Below are 20,806 nucleotides of genomic sequence, written 5' to 3'. Positions count from 1 at the left end.
GTGGCGAGGGAGCTTGCTCCCGCTGGAGCGCGAAGCGCTCCCATTCGGTCTCTTTTGGCTGAATCGCAACTGAGAGCGAGCACGTTTTCTGCAACGTCTAGTCAACTTTGGAGTGTTTACAACAATGGCAAAAATCGTCGACATCAAAGGTCGTGAAGTTCTCGACTCCCGTGGCAACCCCACTGTTGAAGCGGACGTGCTTCTCGACAACGGCATCATCGGCAGCGCATGCGCGCCGTCCGGTGCTTCCACTGGCTCGCGCGAAGCGCTGGAGCTGCGTGATGGCGACAAGAGCCGTTACCTGGGCAAGGGCGTGCTCAAAGCCGTTGCCAACATCAACGGTCCGATCCGCGAACTGCTGCTGGGCAAGGATCCTGCCGACCAGAAAGCCCTCGATCACGCGATGATCAAGCTCGACGGTACCGAGAACAAAGCCACCCTGGGTGCCAACGCAATCCTCGCCGTGTCCCTGGCCGCCGCCAAGGCCGCCGCCCAGGACCAGGACCTGCCGCTGTACGCCCACATCGCCAACCTCAACGGTACCCCAGGTGTCTATTCGATGCCGGTGCCGATGATGAACATCATCAACGGCGGCGAGCATGCCGATAACAACGTCGACATCCAGGAATTCATGGTGCAGCCGGTTGGCGCCAAGACCTTCTCCGAAGGCCTGCGCATGGGCACCGAGATTTTCCATCACCTCAAGGCCGTGCTGAAAGCCCGTGGCCTGAGCACCGCCGTTGGCGACGAAGGCGGTTTCGCACCGAACCTGGCGTCCAACGAAGACGCGCTGAAAGTGATCTCCGAAGCCGTGGCCAATGCTGGCTACAAGCTGGGCACCGACGTCACCCTGGCCCTGGACTGCGCCGCCAGTGAGTTCTACGAAGACGGCAAGTACAACCTGTCCGGCGAAGGCCAGGTGTTCACCGCCGAGGGTTTCGCCGACTACCTCAAGGGCCTGACCGAACGCTACCCGATCATCTCCATCGAAGACGGCCTGGACGAGTCCGACTGGGCCGGCTGGAAAATCCTCACCGACAAGATCGGCGAGAAGACCCAACTGGTGGGTGACGACCTGTTCGTGACCAACACCAAGATCCTGAAAGAAGGCATCGACAAGAAGATCGCCAACTCGATCCTGATCAAGTTCAACCAGATCGGCACCCTGACCGAAACCCTGGAAGCCATCCAGATGGCCAAGGCTGCCGGCTACACCGCCGTGATCTCCCACCGCTCCGGTGAAACCGAAGATTCGACCATTGCCGACCTGGCCGTGGGCACCGCGGCAGGCCAGATCAAGACCGGTTCGCTGTGCCGCTCCGACCGCGTTTCCAAGTACAACCAACTGCTGCGTATCGAAGAGCAGTTGAATGGCAAGGCCAAGTACAACGGTCGCGCCGAGTTTCGCGGTTAAGCGGTAAATGGTAAAAAGACAGCGGGTTAGGTCGTAAAGGTCGCCATGACGGCGGTTTTGCCTCTAACCTGATGCCTTATCAAGCACAAGCCTGGGTTCTCCAGGCTTCGTGCTATCAGACGCTTCAAAGTTTGGCATGGCGGTCTTTTTTCACTGGATACCTGATATTCGATGCGCAGTCCCAATTGGTTGTTTCTTGTCTTGCTCCTGTTGCTGGCCGGCCTGCAGTACCGCCTGTGGGTGGGTAATGGCAGCCTGGCGCAAGTGGCCGACCTGACTCAGCAAATTGCCGATCAACACGCTGAGAACGAGGCGTTGCTGGAACGTAATCGGGTGATGGACGCCGAAGTGACCGAGTTGAAAAAAGGCATGGAGACCGTTGAAGAGCGGGCTCGCCATGAATTGGGCATGGTCAAGGAGGGCGAAACCCTCTACCAGTTGGCCCAATGAGCATTCGTCTACCGGCCTTCTGGGCCGTGATTCCCGCCGCGGGCGTTGGTGCCCGGATGGCCGCCGACCGTCCCAAGCAATACCTGCAGTTGGGCGGACGCACAATTCTTGAACACAGCCTCGGCTGTTTCCTCGATCACCCCACCGTCAAGGGTGTGGTGGTCAGCCTTGCCCACGACGATCCTTACTGGCCGACCCTGGCCTGTGCCAACGACACACGCATCCAGCGCGTCGACGGTGGCGAGCAACGTTCGGATTCTGTACTCAATGCCTTGTTGCATCTTCACGAGCAGGGCGCCGATGATTTCGATTGGGTGCTGGTGCACGACGCCGCCCGGCCCAACCTGTCCCGAGACGACTTGGACACATTGCTTAGCGAGTTGGCGAACGACCCGGTTGGCGGCCTGCTGGCCGTCCCGGCGCGCGACACCCTCAAGCGCGTCGACAAGCATGGCCGTGTGCTGGAAACCGTTGATCGCAGCGTGATCTGGCAAGCCTACACGCCGCAGATGTTCCGCCTCGGTGCCTTGCATCGGGCCCTGGCTGACAGCCTGGTGGCGGATGCGGTGATTACCGACGAAGCCTCTGCCATGGAATGGGCGGGGCAGGCGCCTCGGTTGATTGAAGGGCGCTCGGACAACATCAAGGTCACCCGGCCGGAAGACCTGGAGTGGTTGCGTCAGCGGTGGGCGAATCGTCGCTAGTAAATTCCTATCTATGTTCGAACACCGCGTCGCGCCCTTCGCGAGCAAGCCCGCTCCCACAATAGGTCTATGTTGATCATAAGAGTGTGGCCAGACACAGGGTCAATGTGGGAGCGGGCTTGCTCGCGAAGGCGATCATGCAGGCACCGGATAAACTCCGGGCAGAAACTGGCCTAACCCCGATATTCAGGCCGCTCAGCCAACCCCCCCTTCAAATAATCCACCAACTTGCGCACCTTCGGCGATAGGTGCCGCTGCTGCGGATACAGTGCCCAGACGGCCGTATTCGGCGGTTGATGCGCCTCCAGCAGCGAGATCAACGCACCGCTGTGCAAATGTTCCAGCACGTAATAGTCCGGCAATTGGCACAAGCCCACCCCTTGCAGCGCCGCGTCGAGCACCGCTTGCCCACTGTTGCAGCGCCAGTTCCCCTGTACTCGCTGGGAAAACTCCCGCCCGTTCTGCTCCAGTTGCCAGATGTCGGAGCTGCCGATCAGGCAATTGTGGCGGCTCAGCTCCGACACGCTATGGGGGCGGCCGTAGCGTTCCAGGTAAGAGGGGGAGGCGCACAAATACATGCGCCTTGGTGCCAGGCGCGTGGCGACCAGGCGCGAGTCCTGCAAGCGGCCAAGGCGAATCGCCAGGTCCAGGCCCTCATGCACCAGATCCAGAGGGCGATTACTCAACTCGATGTCGACCCGCAACTGCGGATAAAGCCCCATGAACCGTGTCACCAGCGGCACGATAAACCGCTCGCCATAGGCCACGGCACAGGTCATGCGCAGCATGCCCTTGGGCTCACTGGTCAGGTCGCCGACGGCTCGCAGTGCTTCCTCGCGTCCGTCTTGCAGGCGCTGGCAATGCTGCAAAAAGGTTTGTCCGGCTTCGGTCAGTGTCACGCGGCGGGTACTGCGGTAGAGCAAGCGCGTCTGTAGACGCTCTTCAAGCCGTACGATTTGTCGACTGATATGGGAAGACGACACCCCGAGGCGTTCGGCGGCGGCAGTGAATTGGCTGCATTCGGCCACGGCGACAAACTCGTCGATGCCTTCCCAGCGGTTATCAGACATGCAGGATTATCCCTATACAGCAATAATGTTTTGCTTTTGGCTGGATTATTCATTGTCCGGCGGAGGATTACACTCCCGGTCTTGTTTTTATTTGCTGGAGAATCCGGATGATCAAGTCGCGCGCTGCCGTTGCCTTCGAGGCCAAGAAACCCCTGGAAATCGTTGAAGTCGACGTGGCCATGCCCAAGGCGGGCGAAGTGCTGTTGCGCGTGGTGGCTTCCGGTGTTTGCCACACCGACGCCTACACCTTGTCGGGCGCTGACCCGGAAGGGATCTTCCCGTCGATCCTGGGCCATGAAGGCGGCGCCATTGTCGAAGCCATCGGCGAAGGCGTGACCTCGGTGGCGGTGGGTGACCATGTGATCCCGCTGTACACGCCGGAGTGCGGCCAGTGCAAATTCTGCAAGTCGGGCAAGACCAACCTCTGCCAGGCGATTCGCGCCACACAGGGCAAAGGCCTGATGCCGGACGGCACCTCGCGCTTTTCCTACAAGGGCCAGACGATTTTCCACTACATGGGCACCTCGACCTTTTCTGAATACACCGTGCTGCCAGAAATCTCCGTCGCCAAGATTCCAAAAGAAGCGCCGCTGGAAAAAGTCTGCCTGCTGGGTTGTGGCGTCACCACCGGCATCGGCGCGGTGCTCAACACTGCCAAAGTCAAGCCGGGTGACACCGTGGCGATCTTCGGCCTGGGCGGCATCGGCCTGTCGGCCGTAATCGGCGCCGTGAAGGCCAAGGCCGCGCGCATCATCGCCATTGACATCAACCCGGCCAAGTTCGAAATCGCCAAGCAACTGGGGGCCACCGATTGCGTCAACCCGAAAGACTTCGACCGTCCGATCCAGGAAGTCATCGTCGACATGACGGACGGCGGCGTGGACTTTTCCTTCGAGTGCATCGGCAATGTCCAGTTGATGCGTGCCGCCCTGGAATGCTGCCACAAAGGTTGGGGCGAGTCGGTGATCATCGGCGTGGCCGGGGCCGGCCAGGAAATCGCCACCCGTCCATTCCAGTTGGTAACCGGGCGCGTCTGGCGCGGTTCGGCCTTTGGCGGCGTGCGTGGTCGCAGCGAGTTGCCAAGCTACGTGGAAATGGCCGAGAAGGGCGAGATCCCGCTGGATACCTTCATCACCCACACCATGGGCCTGGAAGATATCAACAAGGCATTCGACCTGATGCATGAAGGCAAGAGCATCCGTACCGTCATTCATTTTTAAGGAGCAGCGGCAAGCTACAAGCTACAAGCTGCAAGTGGGCATGCTCCTCTCTTGCAGCTTAAAGCTTGCCGCTTGCAGCTGAGGTGAAGAATGAACCTCGAAAATATCTCTTGCCAGAAAAGCTTCGGCGGCTGGCACAAGCGTTACCGGCACCGTTCCGACGTGCTCGGTTGTGACATGGTGTTTGCCGTGTACCTGCCGCCGCAAGCGGAGCAGGGCGGCAAGTTGCCGGTGCTGTATTGGCTGTCCGGGCTGACCTGCACCGACGAGAACTTCATGCAAAAGGCCGGCGCCCAGCGCATGGCCGCCGAGCTGGGCCTGATCATTGTCGCGCCGGACACCAGTCCCCGCGGCGCCGACGTGCCCGGCGACCCGGACAATGCCTGGGACTTCGGCCTGGGGGCTGGTTTTTATCTGAACGCCACGCAGGATCCGTGGGCGCGGCACTATCGGATGCATGACTACGTGGTGCAGGAATTGCCGGCGCTGGTCGAAGCGCATTTCCCGGCTTCGGACAAACGCGGCATCAGCGGTCACTCCATGGGCGGCCACGGCGCGCTGGTCTGCGCCTTGCGCAACCCGGGGCGTTACCGTTCGGTGTCGGCCTTTTCGCCGATCAACAACCCGATGGATTGCCCATGGGGCCAGAAGGCTTTCTCCCGTTATCTGGGAGAGGACCGCTCGAAATGGCGGGAATGGGATGCCTGTGCATTGATTGCCGAGGCGCAGGAGAAGCTGCCATTGCTGGTGGACCAGGGTGATCGCGATGATTTCCTGGCCAACCAACTCAAGCCCGAAGCGTTGCAACAGGCGGCCAAATCCGCCGATCATGCGTTGGAGCTGCGCCTGCAACCAGGCTACGACCACAGCTACTTCTTCATCGCCAGCTTCATTGACGACCACTTGCAGCATCATGCGCGCGCTCTAAACGCCTAATGCAGGTAGAATCACGCCCTGACAAAAATCGGGGCGTTTTTTTATGCGTATTGGCCACGGCTACGATGTTCACCGTTTCGCTGAAGGCGACTTCATTACTCTGGGCGGCGTGCGGATCGCACACGGCTTCGGGCTGCTCGCGCATTCTGACGGTGATGTCCTGCTGCACGCCTTGAGCGATGCACTGCTCGGTGCCGCAGCCCTGGGTGACATCGGCAAGCACTTTCCCGACACCGACCCGCAATTCAAGGGTGCCGACAGCCGTGTGCTGTTGCGCCATGTGGTCGCGCTGATCCACGCCAAGGGCTGGAAAGTCGGCAATGTCGATAACACCATCGTGGCTCAGTCCCCAAAAATGGCCCCGCACATCGAGGCGATGCGCCAGTTGATCGCCGAGGATCTTCAAGTTGAGCTGGACCAAGTGAACGTGAAAGCCACCACCACCGAGAAGCTGGGTTTCGTCGGTCGCGAAGAAGGCATTGCCGTCCACTCCGTTGCCTTGTTGCTGCGCCCATGACCGAACTGGAATTGTTGGGGCCGCGGGCTTACGGCGAGTCGTTGGGCAGCGCGGTACTCAAGGCCAGCGCTGAAGATTTCCAGGTCGATGAAGTGCTCGACATCCCGTTGACCGGCGATGGCGAACACTTGTGGATCTGGGTTGAAAAACGCGGCTTGAATACCGAAGAGGCCGCCCGTCGAATCGCCAAGGCCGCCGGCGTGCCGTTGCGCACCGTCAGCTATGCCGGGCTCAAGGACCGTCAGGCCCTGACCCGCCAATGGTTCAGTGTGCAATTGCCAGGCAAGGCCGATCCCGACTTGTCGGCGGCAGAGAACGACACGCTGAGAATCCTCAAGACCGCACGCCATCGGCGCAAGCTGCAACGCGGTGCGCACTCGGCCAATGGCTTTACCTTGCGCCTGACTCAATTCAAGGGCGACGTGGCGGCGATCGACGCGCGGCTGCAACAGATTGCCCGCCAGGGAATCCCCAATTATTTTGGCGCCCAGCGCTTCGGCCATGATGGCGGCAATGTCGTCGATGCCCGTGCCTGGGCCGCGCGCAAGGCGTTGCCGGAACAGCGCAATGTGCGCTCGCGGCTGTTGTCCACCGCCCGCAGTTTCCTGTTCAACCGGGTGCTGGCGGCGCGGGTCGCCGACGGGACCTGGCAGCGTGCCCAGGTAGGCGATCTACTCGCCTTCACCGACAGCCGCAGTTTTTTCCCCGCCGGGGAGGCTGAGTGCAGCGATCCGCGCCTGGCGATTCTTGACCTGCACCCGACCGGGCCGCAGTGGGGCGAAGGACCTTCGCCCGCCGCTGGCGTGGTCTTCGAGTTGGAGCAGGCTATCGCAGAAGGCGAAGCGGATTTGCGCGACTGGTTGATAAACGCGGGAATGAGTCACGAACGTCGCATCCTGCGACTGCCCATTGGCGGGCTGTCGTGGCATTATCCCTCGCCTGACATTCTGCAACTGGAATTCGTCCTGCCGGCCGGATGTTTCGCCACTGTCTTGGTGCGCGAACTCGTCGATCTGGTGCCGGTGGGGCAGACGGACAGCCCATGCGTATTCTGATTTCTAACGACGACGGGGTGACAGCACCCGGTCTTGCCGCGCTTTATGCTGCGCTGGCGGATTTTGCCGAGTGCGTGGTCATCGCCCCGGACCAGGACAAAAGCGGCGCCAGCAGCTCGCTGACGCTCGACCGTCCTTTGCATCCCTGCTATCTGGACAACGGCTTCATCAGCCTCAACGGCACCCCAACCGATTGCGTGCACCTGGGCCTCAATGGCTTGCTGGAGCGTGAGCCGGACATGGTGGCCTCGGGCATCAACCTGGGGGCCAACCTGGGGGATGACGTGTTGTATTCCGGCACGGTTGCCGCTGCCCTGGAAGGTCGCTTCCTAGAAAAGCCGTCGTTCGCCTTTTCGTTCGTTTCCCGGCAGGTCGATAACTTGCCGACCGCGGCCTACTTCGCCCGTAAACTGGTCGAAGCCCATGGCGAGTTGGACTTGCCGCCACGCACGGTACTGAACGTGAACATCCCCAACCTGCCGCTCGATCACATCCGTGGCATCCAACTCACGCGCCTGGGCCATCGTGCCCGCGCCGCCAAACCGATGCACGTCGTCGACCCGCGCGGCAAGGCCGGTTACTGGATCGCCGCCGCCGGTGATGCCGAGGATGGCGGGCCGGGTACTGATTTCCATGCGGTGATGCAAGGTTATGTCTCGATCACGCCGTTGCAACTCGACCGTACCTTCAACGATGCCTTCCGAAGTCTCGATGGCTGGCTGGAGGGGCTGCGCTGATGGCTCGTGAGCAAGACGATATGCTGCGCCGTGGAATCGGCATGACCTCCCAGCGCACCCGTGAACGACTGATCCAGCGTCTCTACGAAGAAGGCCTGTCCAACGCCCAAGTGTTGGAGGTGATCCGCCGCACGCCGCGCCATCTGTTCGTCGATGAAGCCCTGGCCCATCGCGCCTATGAAGACACGGCGTTGCCGATTGGCCACAACCAGACCATTTCCCAGCCGTACATGGTGGCCCGCATGAGCGAGTTGCTGCTGGAGGCGGGACCGCTGGACAAGGTGATGGAGATCGGCACCGGTTCGGGTTACCAGACGGCGGTGTTGTCGCAACTGGTCGAGCGGGTGTTTTCCGTGGAGCGGATCAAGGTCCTGCAGGATCGCGCCAAGGAACGCCTGGTGGAGCTGAACCTGCGCAACGTGGTGTTTCGTTGGGGCGATGGCTGGGAAGGTTGGCCGGCCTTGGCGCCCTACAACGGCATCATCGTTACCGCCGTCGCCACCGACGTGCCTCAAGCCCTGTTGGATCAGCTCGCCCCCGGTGGACGGCTGGTCATCCCGGTGGGTGCCGGCGAGGTTCAGCAACTGATGCTGATCGTGCGCGAGGAACACGGTTTTTCGCGACACGTCCTGGGGGCGGTTCGGTTTGTGCCGTTACTCAATGGGCCGTTGGCCTGAGCATTTATATACAGACGCTGAATTCCGTGGCCACGCCTGTGTCTTACAGCGGGATCGATTCGCTGAACAGAGCCCAATGGCGTCGAGCAAACGTGTGCGGTGGTGAGTTGCGCTTCATTAATAGAGGCGCAGTCGTCGCCAGCTATATTTGTATGAACGCTGCCTGGACAGGCAGCCTCCAATTTTTCAGCCACCACAAAGGGAGCGGCGGGTGAGTCTCACAGTCATTGCGCAGCGTATGGGTATCACGAGCTTTCAGCGCCTGGTGACTGGCCTTGTCTTGAGCACTTTGCTGGTCGGTTGTTCCAGTACGCCGTCGAGCAATGTCCGGGTTGTCGATCGCAACAGCGCAACACCTCAACGTCCTACGGTAACGACCGGCCAATATGTAGTCCGTCGCGGCGATACGCTGTTTTCCATCGCTTTTCGCTACGGCTGGGACTACAAGGCCCTCGCGGCACGGAACAACATTCCTGCGCCTTATACGATTCACCCCGGTCAGACGATTCGTTTCGATGGCCGTAGCGGTTCAACGCCTACCGCGGTGGTGACGCAGTCGGGTTCGACGCCTTCGTCGTCGAGCAAAACCACGGTCATCCGCCGGCCAGCGGGGGCTGGAACGGCTGTCGTACCGTCCGTCGCGAGCAAACCGACCCCTGCTCCGATGCCTCCCGCAGGCCCCGCCCCGACAGGCTGGGGATGGCCTTCTAATGGCGTTCTCATTGGAAAATTCTCTTCAAACGGTAGTTTGAATAAAGGAATTGATATCGCCGGGGATTTGGGACAGCCTGTTTTAGCTGCGTCTGATGGCACGGTTGTGTACGCCGGGAGTGGTTTGAGGGGCTACGGCGAACTCGTCATCATCAAACACAGCGATACCTACGTCAGTGCCTACGGTCACAACCGCAGGCTGTTGGTTCGGGAGGGGCAGCAGGTCAAGGTCGGACAGACAATTGCCGAAATGGGATCAACGGGAACAGACCGGGTGAAACTGCATTTTGAGATTCGCCGGCAAGGTAAACCAGTCGATCCGCTGCAATTCCTGCCACGTCGTTGATTTGATTGTCAGCCTGTTCCGTCACGTAGAGGGAACAGGCTCCAGCGTTGCCAAGGATAAAGGCGTCGCTCGAGCTTGAGGTCGAACTCACCAAAGGACTATAACAATGGCTCTCAGTAAAGAAGTGCCGGAGTTTGACATCGACGATGAGGTTCTCCTTATGGAGACCGGCATCGCTATGGATTCGATGTCGAATGATGAAGGGGCGACTCCACCTTCCGTTCGTGCCAAATCCAAACACTCCGCTTCACTTAAACAACATAAGTACATCGATTACACCCGGGCGCTGGACGCCACTCAGCTGTACCTCAACGAAATCGGTTTCTCGCCACTGCTCTCCCCCGAGGAAGAAGTTCATTTTGCGCGGCTGTCGCAAAGTGGTGACCCGGCCGGTCGAAAACGCATGATTGAAAGCAACCTGCGCCTGGTGGTGAAAATCGCCCGACGCTACGTCAATCGAGGGCTTTCGCTGCTGGACCTGATAGAAGAGGGCAACCTGGGCCTGATTCGCGCCGTCGAGAAATTCGACCCTGAGCGCGGCTTCCGTTTCTCGACCTACGCCACCTGGTGGATCCGCCAGACCATCGAACGGGCGATCATGAACCAGACCCGGACGATCCGGTTGCCGATTCATGTGGTCAAGGAACTGAACGTCTACCTGCGGGCCGCCCGTGAGTTGACCCAGAAACTCGATCATGAACCTTCACCTGAGGAAATCGCCAACCTGCTGGAAAAACCGGTGGGTGAGGTCAAGCGCATGCTTGGGCTTAACGAGCGGGTTTCCTCGGTAGACGTTTCCCTGGGGCCGGACTCGGATAAAACCCTGCTGGATACCCTCACGGATGATCGGCCCACTGACCCGTGTGAACTGCTTCAGGATGATGACCTGTCCCAGAGCATCGACCAATGGCTCTCGGAGTTGACCGACAAGCAACGGGAAGTGGTGATTCGCCGCTTTGGCTTGCGGGGGCATGAAAGCAGCACGCTTGAAGATGTCGGGCTGGAAATTGGATTGACGCGTGAGCGGGTCAGGCAGATCCAGGTTGAAGGTCTCAAGCGTTTGCGGGAGATCCTGGAGAAGAACGGCTTGTCGAGTGAGTCGTTGTTTCAATAACACCGAGGTAAGTGCAGCAGAAACGCGCCCTGGCTGGCGGTGATGCTGTGCAGTTTGAAAAAGCGGTGCTTCCCAGAAATGGGAAGTGCCGTTTTTTTGGGCTTGGGTTTGGGGGTATATCCGTTTCAAAAACGATGTGGCCTTGTCGCCAACCTGGTTCTTGGTGAGACCGCATTTCCCCTGTGGGAGCGGGCTTGCTCGCGAAGGCGGTGTGTCAGTTTGCAGTGATGTGGAGGTGCCGGTGTCATCGCGAGCAGGCTCGCTCCCACAGGTGATCCAGGTGCCCATGAGTCTCGTGTCTGGCTGCAGGCCTATTGTGGGAGCGAGCCTGCTCGCGAAGACGATGTCACAGTCGATGAAGATGTTGGACGGGCTGGCCTCTTCGCGAGCAAGCCCGCTCCCACAGGTTTTGCGGTGCACATGAATTTTGTGTCCGCTGTAGATCCAATGTGGGAGCGAGCCTGCTCGCGATAGCGGTGGCTCAGCCGCATAGATGCCGGCATGTGCCCCGCTTTGCTCTTGCTCTTGCTCTTGCTCTTGCTCTTGCTCTTGCTCTTGCTCTTGCTCTTGCTCTTGCTCTTGCTCTTGCTCTTGCTTTGGATCTTGATCTTGATCTGGACGCCCCGTTAAACCACGCTGGCCGAACGCAGGCATTGTGGAGTGGGCATCCCGGCATGGATGCCGGGATAGCCGCGCTGGGCCATGGATGGCCCTTCGCGGCGGCCCACGGAGCAATGCCGGAGTGAGGGCACACCGAGCCTAGGCGAGGTGCCGAGTGGTGGGGCAAAGCGCTTTTGGTTACTTTTGGCTGGTCCGGCTCCCGGCTCTTCCAAAAGTGACCCGCCGTAAGGGCGGAACCCTAAGTGGCCGTTACCGCAGCAACGGATATACACACCACCCCTGACCCCCCGCTCGTAAAACTATAGAACATCACGACTGGTTCGAATGCTTCTGCATATCTGAAGCATCGTTTCCCCAACCCAGCTCCATTTATAGCTTCAGCTTGTAAGCATTTGCCTAGTGTTGCGTAAGCGATCGGTTTCTCATCGCCAGGACAGACAGCTATAAATCCCGTGATCTTTTTATATTTAACTGATTTATAAGGAAAATTTGTTGATGAACATAGTGTGACAGAGCAAGCCACCTGTATCACCCGCGTTGCACTCGCCTGGGAAGACACTAATATCAGCCCTGTGTCGACGGACAGACACACCCGTCAAGGACGATGGGAACGGAAGGACATCGCAGGACGCGATTCATCAGGACGATGAATAGGATTAAAGGGATTAGGGAAAAAATGTGGGCGGGTCAAACCGCCCCTTTTTTTGATTCAAAGATTGCCGGGTAAGCGTTCTTGGTTTTCTAGAGCACACCGGGCCGCGAGTCGAAAGGTTCGTGGGGTGATCCAGCAACTACTCCTGGAAGGCGTGTTAGCTAACCCAGTGAGACACGATGTCTCCAGGTCTTTCCGCAAAACTAAAAGGATTTAGATATGACACTGTCTCTTCAAGACATAAAACCTGAGCAAGTCGATGCGCTCAAAAAGCAATCACAAGTTGCTTTTGACGAACAAATCAAGCGCATGCAAGCGCTTGTGAGTGAGAAGCCGGCGCTGCAAGAGGTCCTCAATCAGAAGGTGCACCCACAATCGTTGTGTGGCTGTGGATGCGCGCAGAACATTTGCGGCTATTTCTGCTTCGAAGGTTGCGGTAGCAGTTGTTATCCTCACTCCGAAACCATCCAGATTACTGCGTCCCCCGCGATTATCGGACCAGACGCTCCTCAGCAAGGAACCCAGGTACGGTTTGTCGGCTATGCGACAGGTACGGGTACCAATGTCGATATTTCCAATCTCTATCTGCTGGGCTCGGTGCCTGATGCCGAGAACCTCGTCAACGTCCCGTTGTCGCTGCAATTAACGATTAATCAAGGTTCGCTCTCCCTGTACTTCTTTGAAGGGACGCGTCTGTTGGCCGTGATGCTTCATCCGTCGCAATATGGCTCGAACATTAGTGGGGAGTTCTCCGGCACTGGGTCCGGTACATTCCAACTGGTGTGAAGTAGTCAACCTGTCGTAATCAGCCCCGTTCCGGGCAAGAAAGCCCTGGCCTAAAACGCCGGGGCTTTTTTCGGGCCGCGATTTTTCTTCAGGGCGAGACAGAAAAAGCAAAAAAGGCCCGCAAGGGGCCTTTTGGTGACGCCGGAAAGATCAGCGCTCGAGGTCTGCGATCTTGCCTGGTTTGCCATCCCACTCTTCAGCGTCCGGCAGGGCGTCTTTCTTCTCGGTGATGTTCGGCCAGATGTCCGCCAGTTCAGCGTTCAGCTCGATGAAATTCTCCATGCCGGTCGGCACTTCGTCTTCCGAGAAAATGGCATTTGCCGGGCATTCCGGTTCACACAGGGCGCAGTCGATGCACTCGTCCGGGTGAATGACCAGGAAATTCGGCCCTTCGTAAAAGCAGTCCACCGGACACACTTCTACGCAGTCGGTGTACTTGCACTTGATGCAGTTGTCGGTGACGACGAAGGTCATTTCTAATTCTCTCCTCAGGCGGCTGTCGCGAAGCCCCTTCACGGCGGGGTCGCGAGGTTTGGGAGCGGTAGTCTGCGAACCAGGCTAATAGTCCGCAGCATCCCAAACCGCGCGAGATTCTAACAGCTTGAAAGCCTGTGCGTTAGATCCGTGTCTTCAATGTATAGAGCAATTCGAGCGCCCGACGCGGAGTCAGGTCGTCCACATCGAGCTTGGCCAGTTCATCGAGCACCGGATGCGGCAGGCTGGCGAACAGGTCGCTTTGCTGTGGCGCGGCCGGTTTGCCTTTGGTCGGGCGTGGTGCTTCGTGGGGCAGGCTGGTGGTTTCCAGGCGGCTCAGGTGCTCGCGGGCACGGCTGATCACTTCGCTCGGCACGCCGGCCAGTTGCGCCACCGCCAAGCCATAGCTCTGGCTGGCCGGGCCGGGCAGCACGTGGTGCAGGAAGACGATGCGCTCGTTGTGCTCGGTGGCGTTGAGGTGGACGTTGGCCACCAGCGGCTGGCTTTCCGGCAACACGGTGAGTTCGAAATAGTGGGTGGCGAACAGTGTGTAGGCCCGCAGGTGCGCGAGGCGTTCGGCCGCGGCCCAGGCCAGGGACAAGCCGTCGAAGGTGCTGGTGCCGCGGCCGACTTCGTCCATCAGCACCAGGCTGCGTTCGGTGGCGTTGTGCAGGATATTCGCGGTTTCGCTCATTTCCACCATGAATGTCGAGCGCCCACCGGCCAGGTCATCACTGGAACCGATCCGGGTAAAGATGCGGTCCACCAAGGACAATTCGCAACTGGCCGCCGGGACGAAGCTGCCAATGTGGGCCAGCAGCACGATCAACGCCGTCTGGCGCATGTAGGTGGATTTACCACCCATGTTCGGACCGGTGATCACCAGCATGCGGGTGTTGTCGTCCAGGCTCAGGTCGTTGGCCACGAACGGCGTGGTCAGGACTTGCTCGACCACTGGATGACGACCCTGGCTGATGCGCATGCACGGCTCGCTGACGAAACGTGGGCAGTTGAGGTCCAGGTTGAGCGCGCGTTCGGCGAGGTTGCTCAGCACATCCAGTTCCGCCAGGGCGCCGGCGGTGTCCTGCAAGGGCGGCAATTGGCTGATCAGATCCTCGAGCAGCGCTTCGTAGAGCATCTTTTCCCGGGCCAGGGCGCGACTCTTGGCCGACAGCGCCTTATCTTCAAACGCCTTGAGTTCCGGGGTGATGAAACGCTCGGCGCCCTTGAGGGTCTGGCGGCGGACGTAGTCGGCCGGGGCTTGCTCGGCCTGTTTGCTTGGCAGTTCGATGAAGTAACCGTGAATTCGGTTGTAGCCGACCTTGAGATTGGCCAGTCCGGTGCGGGCTTTTTCCCGGGCTTCGAGGTCGATCAGGAACTGGCCGGCGTTTTCGCTCAGCGCTTGCAACTCGTCGAGTTCGGCGTCGTAGCCGGTTTTCAGCACGCCACCGTCACGGATCACCGCCGGCGGGTTGTCGATAATGGCTTTTTCCAGCAGCGCGGCCAGCTCCGGGTAGGTGCTGGTGGTTTGTGCCAGTTGTTGCAGGTGCGGTGCTTCGAGGTCGGTCATCGCCACCTGCAGTTCAGGCAACGCGCCGAGGGCATCGCGCAAGCGCGCCAAGTCACGGGGACGGGCGTTGCGCAGGCCGATACGGGCGAGGATCCGCTCGATGTCGCCGATTTCCTTGAGCTGCGGTTGCAGCTGCTCGAAGCGATAGCGGTCCAGCAGGCAAGTAATGGATGACTGGCGCGCTGTCAGCACCGTCAGGTCCCGCAGCGGACGGTTCAACCAGCGGGTCAGCAGGCGGCTGCCCATGGCGGTCTGGCAGCGATCAACCACCGATTGCAAGGTGTTGTCGCGCCCACCGGCCAGGTTGGTGTCCAGCTCCAGGTTGCGTCGGCTCGCGCCGTCCAGCACCACGGTGTCATCCAGGCGCTCGTGACGCAGGCTGCGCAAGTGGGGCAGGGCGGTGCGCTGGGTTTCCTTGGCGTAGGCCAGCAGGCAACCGGCCGCGCCGATGGCCAGGGTCAGGTTCTCGCAACCGAAGCCCTTGAGATCCTGGGTGGAGAACTGCTGGCAGAGACTTTTCAGCGCCGAGTCGCGCTCGAAATCCCACGGCGCCCGCCGACGTACGCCACGGCGTTTTTCCGCTGGCAGGTCTTTGGGCCAGTCATCGGGAATCAACAGCTCTACCGGATTGACCCGCTCAAGCTCCGCCAGCAGGTTTTCCCAGCCCTTGATTTCCAGCACCGAGAAATTGCCACTGGTGATGTCCAGGACCGCCAGGCCGAACAGGCGTTCGTCGCCCAGCACCGCGGCGATCAGGTTGTCCCGGCGTTCATCGAGCAAGGCTTCGTCACTGACTGTACCCGGTGTGATGATCCGCACGACTTGGCGTTCGACAGGCCCTCTGCTGGTGGCCGGGTCGCCGACTTGCTCGCAGATCACCACGGACTCGCCGAGCTTGACCAGCTTCGCCAGGTAACCTTCCGCCGCGTGGTAAGGAATCCCACACATCGGTATCGCCATGCCCGCCGATTGCCCACGTGCCGTCAGGGTGATGTCCAATAGCTTGGCGGCTTTCTTCGCGTCCTCGTAGAAGATCTCGTAGAAGTCGCCCATGCGGTAGAACATCAGCTGGTCGGGGTGCTGGTTCTTCAGGCGCCAGTATTGCTGCATCATCGGCGTGTGGGAGGACAGGTCGTTCACGGCGGTATTCATGGGTGTCAGGGAAGCTCGTTGAAAGGTGTGGGGCAAAAGGAGGGGCATTGGCCCGGCTTTTCCGCGATGGGCGCAAGGTTAACATGGGTGGTCGGGGGGGACCCAGTTTGGGATTGGGTGTATATCCGTTGCCACGGTAACGGCTATTTAGGGTTCCGCCCTGACGGCGGAGCACTTTTGAAGAGCCCGCAAGCCGGCCTGTTCCTCCGGCTGTACTCCGATCCAATTGTGGGAGCGAGCCTGCTCGCGATGACGGCTGCCAATACAACTTGGTTGTAACTGGACTACCGCCATCGCGAGCAAGCTCGCTCCCACAGTGGTGACTCGGGTTTTTCTTAGGTCTTGGCTTGCATCATGAGTGCTACCTCACCTCAACCACATCCAACGCCCGATTCGCGAGCAACTGGCTCAGCTCAATCATCTGTTGAACCCCCAGCAAGATGTTCCGCCGCGAGCCTTTCAGGTCGAATGCCAGGTCGCTGACCATGGCATTGGCCGAGGCCAGGGTTTCGCTGAGGTTGGCGAGCAGGCATTCGGCGTCGACGTTGGGGGCGATGATGAAAAGGGTATCGGGCGTGTCAGCGGTTTCCTTGTCGGTTTTCGGCTTGAGGTAATAGTCCAGGGCGCGGGTGGCCGCGTCGTCGAGTTTCTTGGCGTTGGCCGATTGGCTGCGGGAGACGTGATCGTCTGGGGGATTTGGAGTGTTCTTGCTCATGATGCTTGGATCCTCGAAGTGGGAGCCATCACCGATTCGCTACTAAACGAAATGGGTGGCAGCTGTACGCAGGTTAGTAGACCGGGGATCCAAGAAACCGGCGCACCCGAGGGCGCCCTGCGCACAGCTACCATCGAATGCAGGAATGGGAATACCTGACTGGATGGAGCGATGTACATCTTGGAAATACCGGGCTACTAAACCCGATCACTGATGGGCAGTGACAGGATCAAAAGTACCGGTGGCCCCCAAGGCGCACAAGCCGGCGGATTCTGGCGTAGTTGTAGGCAGAGGCGCAAGAAAACGTAGCCTTGCGTCGCATATTTGAAGGACGGCTTTGGAGCCTTTTCCCAACGGCGTGTAGGGCGATTCCGTGGCGAGGGAGCTTGCTCCCGCTGGGCTGCGCAGCAGACCCTTTTTTGTGAGCGCTTCGCACTCAAGCGGGAGCGAGCTCCCTCGCCACAATGAATGCAACTGGGTGGAATTGCCTATTTATGCAAAACAGCATTTGTCTTCTGCGAAAAGAACAAGCACTATGCGCGTTATGCAAAAACGCAACGTTTCGACCGTATTAAGAGCATTGCTCGATCAGCACGGGATCTCCCCCACGGAGCTTCACCGGCGTACCGGCGTGCCTCAGTCCACCCTCTCGCGGATCCTCAGCGGCAAGATCGTCGACCCTTCGGATAAACACATCTCGAAGATCGCCGAATATTTTGCCGTGAGCACCGACCAGTTGCGCGGGCGCGCCGACGTTGTGCCCGTCGGCAATGCCCGCCGCGACGAGCCGCATTCCGAACTCAAGGACATAAGCCTGTGGGACGACGAAACACCCGTCGAAGAAGACGAGGTGTCGGTCCCTTTTCTGCGTGAGGTTGAATTGGCTGCTGGATCAGGAAGATTCGTCATCGAGGAGAGCGAGCGCTCCAGCCTGCGGTTCGGCAAGCGCAGCCTGCGCCACAACGGTGTGCAGTTCGACCAGGCCAAATGCGTGACGGTGCGCGGCAACAGCATGTTGCCGGTGCTGCGCGACGGCGCCACGGTCGGGGTGAATGCGGGCAAATGCGGGATCGGCGACATCGTCGACGGTGACCTCTACGCCATCAATCACAACGGCCAACTGCGGGTGAAGCAGCTTTACCGCCTGCCCACCGGCATCCGCCTGCGTAGCTTCAATCGCGATGAACACCCGGATGAGGACTACACGTTCCAGGAAATGCAGGACGAGCAGATCGTCATCCTCGGTCACGTCTTCTGGTGGGGCATGTACGCCCGTTAACCCCTCCGCTGTCAGATAAAAACCCGCCGCCGAGCGGGTTTTTTTTCGCCTCCTGAAACCCGCGATCCCCGCATTTACAAGGGCTTCATGCATTTACGCATTCGTCGCACATAAATAAATGCATTTACGCATTGACTGTATATGCATCCATGCATATTCTGTGTCCAAGCCGCTCGACAAAGCGGCTGGCAACAAAGCTCTTTAGTTCCACCAACAGGCAGCGATGAACCGGCCTTAACGGTTCAGAGGGTTGGCAACTGACCCGGGTGTGCAGCGTAAAGCACCAAAAGCAGTTATCCGGCGGGCAGGGACCGCGGCCGGAGGAACAATTTGAATGGATCCGTACCGCGCCAGTCGCGCCGAAAGATCAAGCGCATTACTGAAAAGCCTGGGCAACCGGGCTTTTTGGAATGCCTGTGCCGCGAGGTGCTTCAAACAGGCAGGGCATTTCCATGCGCTCATTCGTGAAGCCAAGGAGATGCCCAGAAAAAAAAGTGATTTAAAAAACTTACCTATCTAAAAGGATGTAACTGATGAAAAACTTTTTCAGTGTGCTGGTCGTAGCTGTCCTGGCCTTCCAGTCCCTTAATGCAAGTGCTGAAACCTCACCTGTCGGTTCCTGGCAATTCGCTTACTACCACGTTCCGGGCGGTGGTTTTTATGCCAACCAAACGATCTGTTTCAAAGCAGACAATACCTGGTACTCGAGTTCGCAGGCCGGCTGGAAGGGCGCATGGTTCCAGAACGGCGACGATCTCCAATGGAATGGGAGTGTGCCAATGCCGGGTGCAGGGAGCGCCAACAACCTCGCGACCATTGCCATGGGTAAGTTGGCTGTCGCGGGTTCGATGTCGGGTAACTACGCGGAATGGGCCGCACCCAGTGCGCTACCGCTGTCGTGGGACAGGCACTACACCTACACCATGACCTACAAAGGCGCGACCTGCGCTGCGCCAAAGTAATGTCAGCCCTCCAATACCTGAAAAAGCTTGAACGCTATTAGTCGCGACTTAGTGGGTTGCACCGACCCACATCTCATTCAACTTCAAACAACTTACCCGCCCAATCTTAATCACTCCAGGAAACGAGACATGACAAACGAGCAACAAGCGTTGCTGGACATGCCGATCTGGCTGGTCATCGTGCTCGCCCTGGTGGGCGGGGTGTCCGGCGAGATGTGGCGCGCCGACAAGGAGGGCGCCCGTGGCTGGCCGTTGCTGCGCCGCGTGGTTCTGCGCTCCGGTGCCTGCGTGGTCTGCGGCGTATCGGCAACCATGCTGTTGTACGCCCTCGGGATGTCGATCTGGAGCGCTTGCGCCCTGGGTTGCCTGACCGCCATGGCCGGTGCCGATGTGGCCATCGGTCTTTACGAGCGCTGGGTCGCCAAGCGGATCGGCGTGTGCGAAGTCCCTCCGCGAGACGTTCCTCCCGACCAGCCGTGAATCGACAGTGCTGATCCCTACACAAGGAGGCGATCAATGCCTGCCCTTATCGAAAAACCGTCGCAGTTGTTCTCGGCCATTGCCCAGACGCTGCGCGCCACTTATCCCACCTTGAAAGTCGGCAGCCCTCAGGAGTTCGATGGCACCGACGATCAACCCTGGGTACTGATTGCCATCGAGCGTGATGCACCCGGCCACCGCGCCAACGACGGGCGTATCGCCCATGTCCTGACGGTTTCCCTGCAAGTGGTCATGGCCGTCCCGGGATGGGAGGCCTGCGATTTGGCCGCTGAGCTGAAGCACTTGGTCATGGATAACCGCTGGGGGCTGTCGGGCGATCAATGCAACTTGCCCACGGAGATCGATGGCCTGCCATCCACGTTCATCAACCCGACAAGGTCGTACACCGCCTGGACCCTTTCCTTCAGCCAAACCTTGTACCTCGGCCCGACGCTGTTGGATGACCCGCTGGGCATCCCGAAGTTTGCCCGCACCTGGGAAGTGTCGAACATCGACGACCCGGACCAATACACCGCACTCGAGGGCTGAGCCATGTTTGATGCGCTGTTACGGATGCATCTGGGGCCGATCATCGAGCGTCTGGCGCAGATGGAAACCGAGCTTGAAGACTTGCATCGACGTGCGGAGAGTTTCTGCCGTATTGGCGTTTGCCAGGAAGTCGATGCGGCCAGCAACACCTGCAAAGTCAGCCATGGCGGACTGCTCACGCCGGCGATCCGCTTTTTCAACCCGAGCGCCGGCGCCCAGAGCGAGTCGCGGATTCCTTCCGTGGGCGAGCAATGCCTGTTACTCAACCATGGCGGCGGCGAGAGCGGGGGGCAGGCGGTGGCGTTGTTTGGCCTCAATGGCGGTCAGTTCCCGCCCGTCTCGACCCAGGCCTCGCTGACGCGTCGCCTCTATCAAGACGGCACGGAAAACGGCTACGACCACGCCAGCCATGTCCTGCATTGGAGGAACGGCCCGGCGATGTTCAGCGGTTCCCGCGAATCGCTCCAGTTGAGCATTGGCCCATCGAGCCTGGTGATGACGCCGCAAATCATCGAATTAAAACTGGGCGCCGTCGGCATTCGACTCGACGCCTCCGGTGTGCACCTGAGCGGCCCGGTGGTGGATCACCAGGGACGCGTCATCAGTACCGCATAA

General features: G+C 59.6%; 22 protein-coding genes. 18 read left to right on the top strand and 4 right to left on the bottom strand.

Features of this window, described 5'->3' with window-relative positions; all coding sequences use genetic code 11:
- The first annotated feature begins 124 nt into the window (after positions 1-124).
- The 3 genes from eno to ispD all read left to right on the top strand — a co-directional run bounded on the left by eno (position 125) and on the right by ispD (position 2,568).
- Positions 125-1,414, top strand: coding sequence for a phosphopyruvate hydratase (eno, locus tag M1D99_RS24105; protein WP_013692387.1), 1,290 nt, complete (start codon positions 125-127; stop codon positions 1,412-1,414).
- 171 nt (positions 1,415-1,585) lie between these two features.
- A complete protein-coding gene (gene ftsB, locus M1D99_RS24100; RefSeq protein ID WP_003184873.1) occupies positions 1,586-1,864 on the top strand; it encodes a cell division protein FtsB in 279 nt (92 codons plus the stop codon).
- The gene (ispD, locus tag M1D99_RS24095) at positions 1,861-2,568 is read left to right on the top strand and encodes a 2-C-methyl-D-erythritol 4-phosphate cytidylyltransferase (RefSeq protein ID WP_186705508.1); all 708 of its coding nucleotides are present in this window, start codon (positions 1,861-1,863) and stop codon (positions 2,566-2,568) included. Before ftsB ends, ispD begins: the two co-directional genes overlap by 4 nt.
- A 173-nt stretch (positions 2,569-2,741) precedes the next feature.
- Here the strand turns inward: ispD and M1D99_RS24090 are convergent, their stop codons facing one another.
- Positions 2,742-3,638, bottom strand: a complete 897-nt coding sequence (locus tag M1D99_RS24090) for a LysR substrate-binding domain-containing protein (protein WP_186705509.1) — start codon at positions 3,636-3,638, stop codon at positions 2,742-2,744.
- 107 nt (positions 3,639-3,745) lie between these two features.
- Between M1D99_RS24090 and M1D99_RS24085 the strand changes: the two genes are divergently transcribed.
- The 9 genes from M1D99_RS24085 (at position 3,746) to M1D99_RS24045 (ending at position 13,010) form a co-directional block, all read left to right on the top strand.
- Complete coding sequence (locus tag M1D99_RS24085; RefSeq protein WP_434572071.1) at positions 3,746-4,858, top strand: S-(hydroxymethyl)glutathione dehydrogenase/class III alcohol dehydrogenase; 1,113 nt, start codon at positions 3,746-3,748, stop codon at positions 4,856-4,858.
- A gap of 90 nt (positions 4,859-4,948) precedes the next feature.
- Positions 4,949-5,794, top strand: a complete 846-nt coding sequence (fghA, locus tag M1D99_RS24080) for an S-formylglutathione hydrolase (protein ID WP_434572069.1) — start codon at positions 4,949-4,951, stop codon at positions 5,792-5,794.
- Positions 5,795-5,837: 43 nt separating this feature from the next.
- Positions 5,838-6,311 (top strand): 2-C-methyl-D-erythritol 2,4-cyclodiphosphate synthase, encoded by a 474-nt coding sequence (gene ispF, locus M1D99_RS24075; RefSeq protein ID WP_186705512.1) that lies wholly within the window; start codon positions 5,838-5,840, stop codon positions 6,309-6,311.
- The gene (gene truD / locus M1D99_RS24070; RefSeq protein ID WP_434572067.1) at positions 6,308-7,366 is read left to right on the top strand and encodes a tRNA pseudouridine(13) synthase TruD; all 1,059 of its coding nucleotides are present in this window, start codon (positions 6,308-6,310) and stop codon (positions 7,364-7,366) included. Before ispF ends, truD begins: the two co-directional genes overlap by 4 nt.
- Positions 7,354-8,103: a 5'/3'-nucleotidase SurE gene (gene surE / locus M1D99_RS24065; protein WP_186705514.1), complete on the top strand. Its 750-nt coding sequence runs from the start codon at positions 7,354-7,356 to the stop codon at positions 8,101-8,103. Before truD ends, surE begins: the two co-directional genes overlap by 13 nt.
- Positions 8,104-8,144: 41 nt before the next feature.
- Complete coding sequence (locus M1D99_RS24060) at positions 8,145-8,780, top strand: protein-L-isoaspartate(D-aspartate) O-methyltransferase (protein WP_170862085.1); 636 nt, start codon at positions 8,145-8,147, stop codon at positions 8,778-8,780.
- Between the two features lie 211 nt (positions 8,781-8,991).
- Positions 8,992-9,837, top strand: a complete 846-nt coding sequence (locus M1D99_RS24055; protein ID WP_186705515.1) for a peptidoglycan DD-metalloendopeptidase family protein — start codon at positions 8,992-8,994, stop codon at positions 9,835-9,837.
- 106 nt (positions 9,838-9,943) lie between these two features.
- Complete coding sequence (gene rpoS / locus M1D99_RS24050; protein WP_003198289.1) at positions 9,944-10,951, top strand: RNA polymerase sigma factor RpoS; 1,008 nt, start codon at positions 9,944-9,946, stop codon at positions 10,949-10,951.
- Positions 10,952-12,443: 1,492 nt separating this feature from the next.
- On the top strand, positions 12,444-13,010 hold the full coding sequence (locus M1D99_RS24045; RefSeq protein WP_186705516.1) for a hypothetical protein: 567 nt from the start codon (positions 12,444-12,446) through the stop codon (positions 13,008-13,010).
- Between the two features lie 150 nt (positions 13,011-13,160).
- On the opposite strand, the gene fdxA is transcribed toward M1D99_RS24045, so the two are convergent.
- The 3 genes from fdxA to M1D99_RS24030 all read right to left on the bottom strand — a co-directional run bounded on the left by fdxA (position 13,161) and on the right by M1D99_RS24030 (position 16,921).
- Positions 13,161-13,484, bottom strand: a complete 324-nt coding sequence (fdxA, locus tag M1D99_RS24040; protein WP_181289193.1) for a ferredoxin FdxA — start codon at positions 13,482-13,484, stop codon at positions 13,161-13,163.
- A 142-nt stretch (positions 13,485-13,626) separates the two neighbouring features.
- Entirely contained in the window at positions 13,627-16,194 is a 2,568-nt protein-coding gene (gene mutS / locus M1D99_RS24035) for a DNA mismatch repair protein MutS (RefSeq protein WP_458132163.1), read from the bottom strand.
- Positions 16,195-16,567: 373 nt separating this feature from the next.
- Positions 16,568-16,921: a DUF6124 family protein gene (locus M1D99_RS24030; RefSeq protein ID WP_186705517.1), complete on the bottom strand. Its 354-nt coding sequence runs from the start codon at positions 16,919-16,921 to the stop codon at positions 16,568-16,570.
- 544 nt (positions 16,922-17,465) lie between these two features.
- On the opposite strand from M1D99_RS24030, the gene M1D99_RS24025 reads away from it, so the two are divergent.
- From M1D99_RS24025 to M1D99_RS24000, 6 genes are all read left to right on the top strand, one after another.
- Positions 17,466-18,200 (top strand): LexA family transcriptional regulator, encoded by a 735-nt coding sequence (locus M1D99_RS24025; RefSeq protein WP_028237204.1) that lies wholly within the window; start codon positions 17,466-17,468, stop codon positions 18,198-18,200.
- 334 nt (positions 18,201-18,534) lie between these two features.
- Positions 18,535-18,720: a hypothetical protein gene (locus tag M1D99_RS24020; protein WP_458130874.1), complete on the top strand. Its 186-nt coding sequence runs from the start codon at positions 18,535-18,537 to the stop codon at positions 18,718-18,720.
- Between the two features lie 13 nt (positions 18,721-18,733).
- The gene (locus M1D99_RS24015) at positions 18,734-19,162 is read left to right on the top strand and encodes a hypothetical protein (RefSeq protein ID WP_411386618.1); all 429 of its coding nucleotides are present in this window, start codon (positions 18,734-18,736) and stop codon (positions 19,160-19,162) included.
- A gap of 129 nt (positions 19,163-19,291) precedes the next feature.
- The gene (locus M1D99_RS24010; RefSeq protein ID WP_123342521.1) at positions 19,292-19,642 is read left to right on the top strand and encodes a phage holin family protein; all 351 of its coding nucleotides are present in this window, start codon (positions 19,292-19,294) and stop codon (positions 19,640-19,642) included.
- Positions 19,643-19,678: 36 nt separating this feature from the next.
- A complete protein-coding gene (locus M1D99_RS24005; protein ID WP_458130873.1) occupies positions 19,679-20,191 on the top strand; it encodes a hypothetical protein in 513 nt (170 codons plus the stop codon).
- Between the two features lie 3 nt (positions 20,192-20,194).
- Entirely contained in the window at positions 20,195-20,806 is a 612-nt protein-coding gene (locus M1D99_RS24000; protein WP_458130872.1) for a phage baseplate assembly protein V, read from the top strand.

Source organism: Pseudomonas sp. R3-41 (assembly GCF_054161485.1).
The sequence above is the reverse complement of the archived record's forward strand: the minus strand, read 5'-3'. Positions and strand labels throughout refer to the sequence as shown.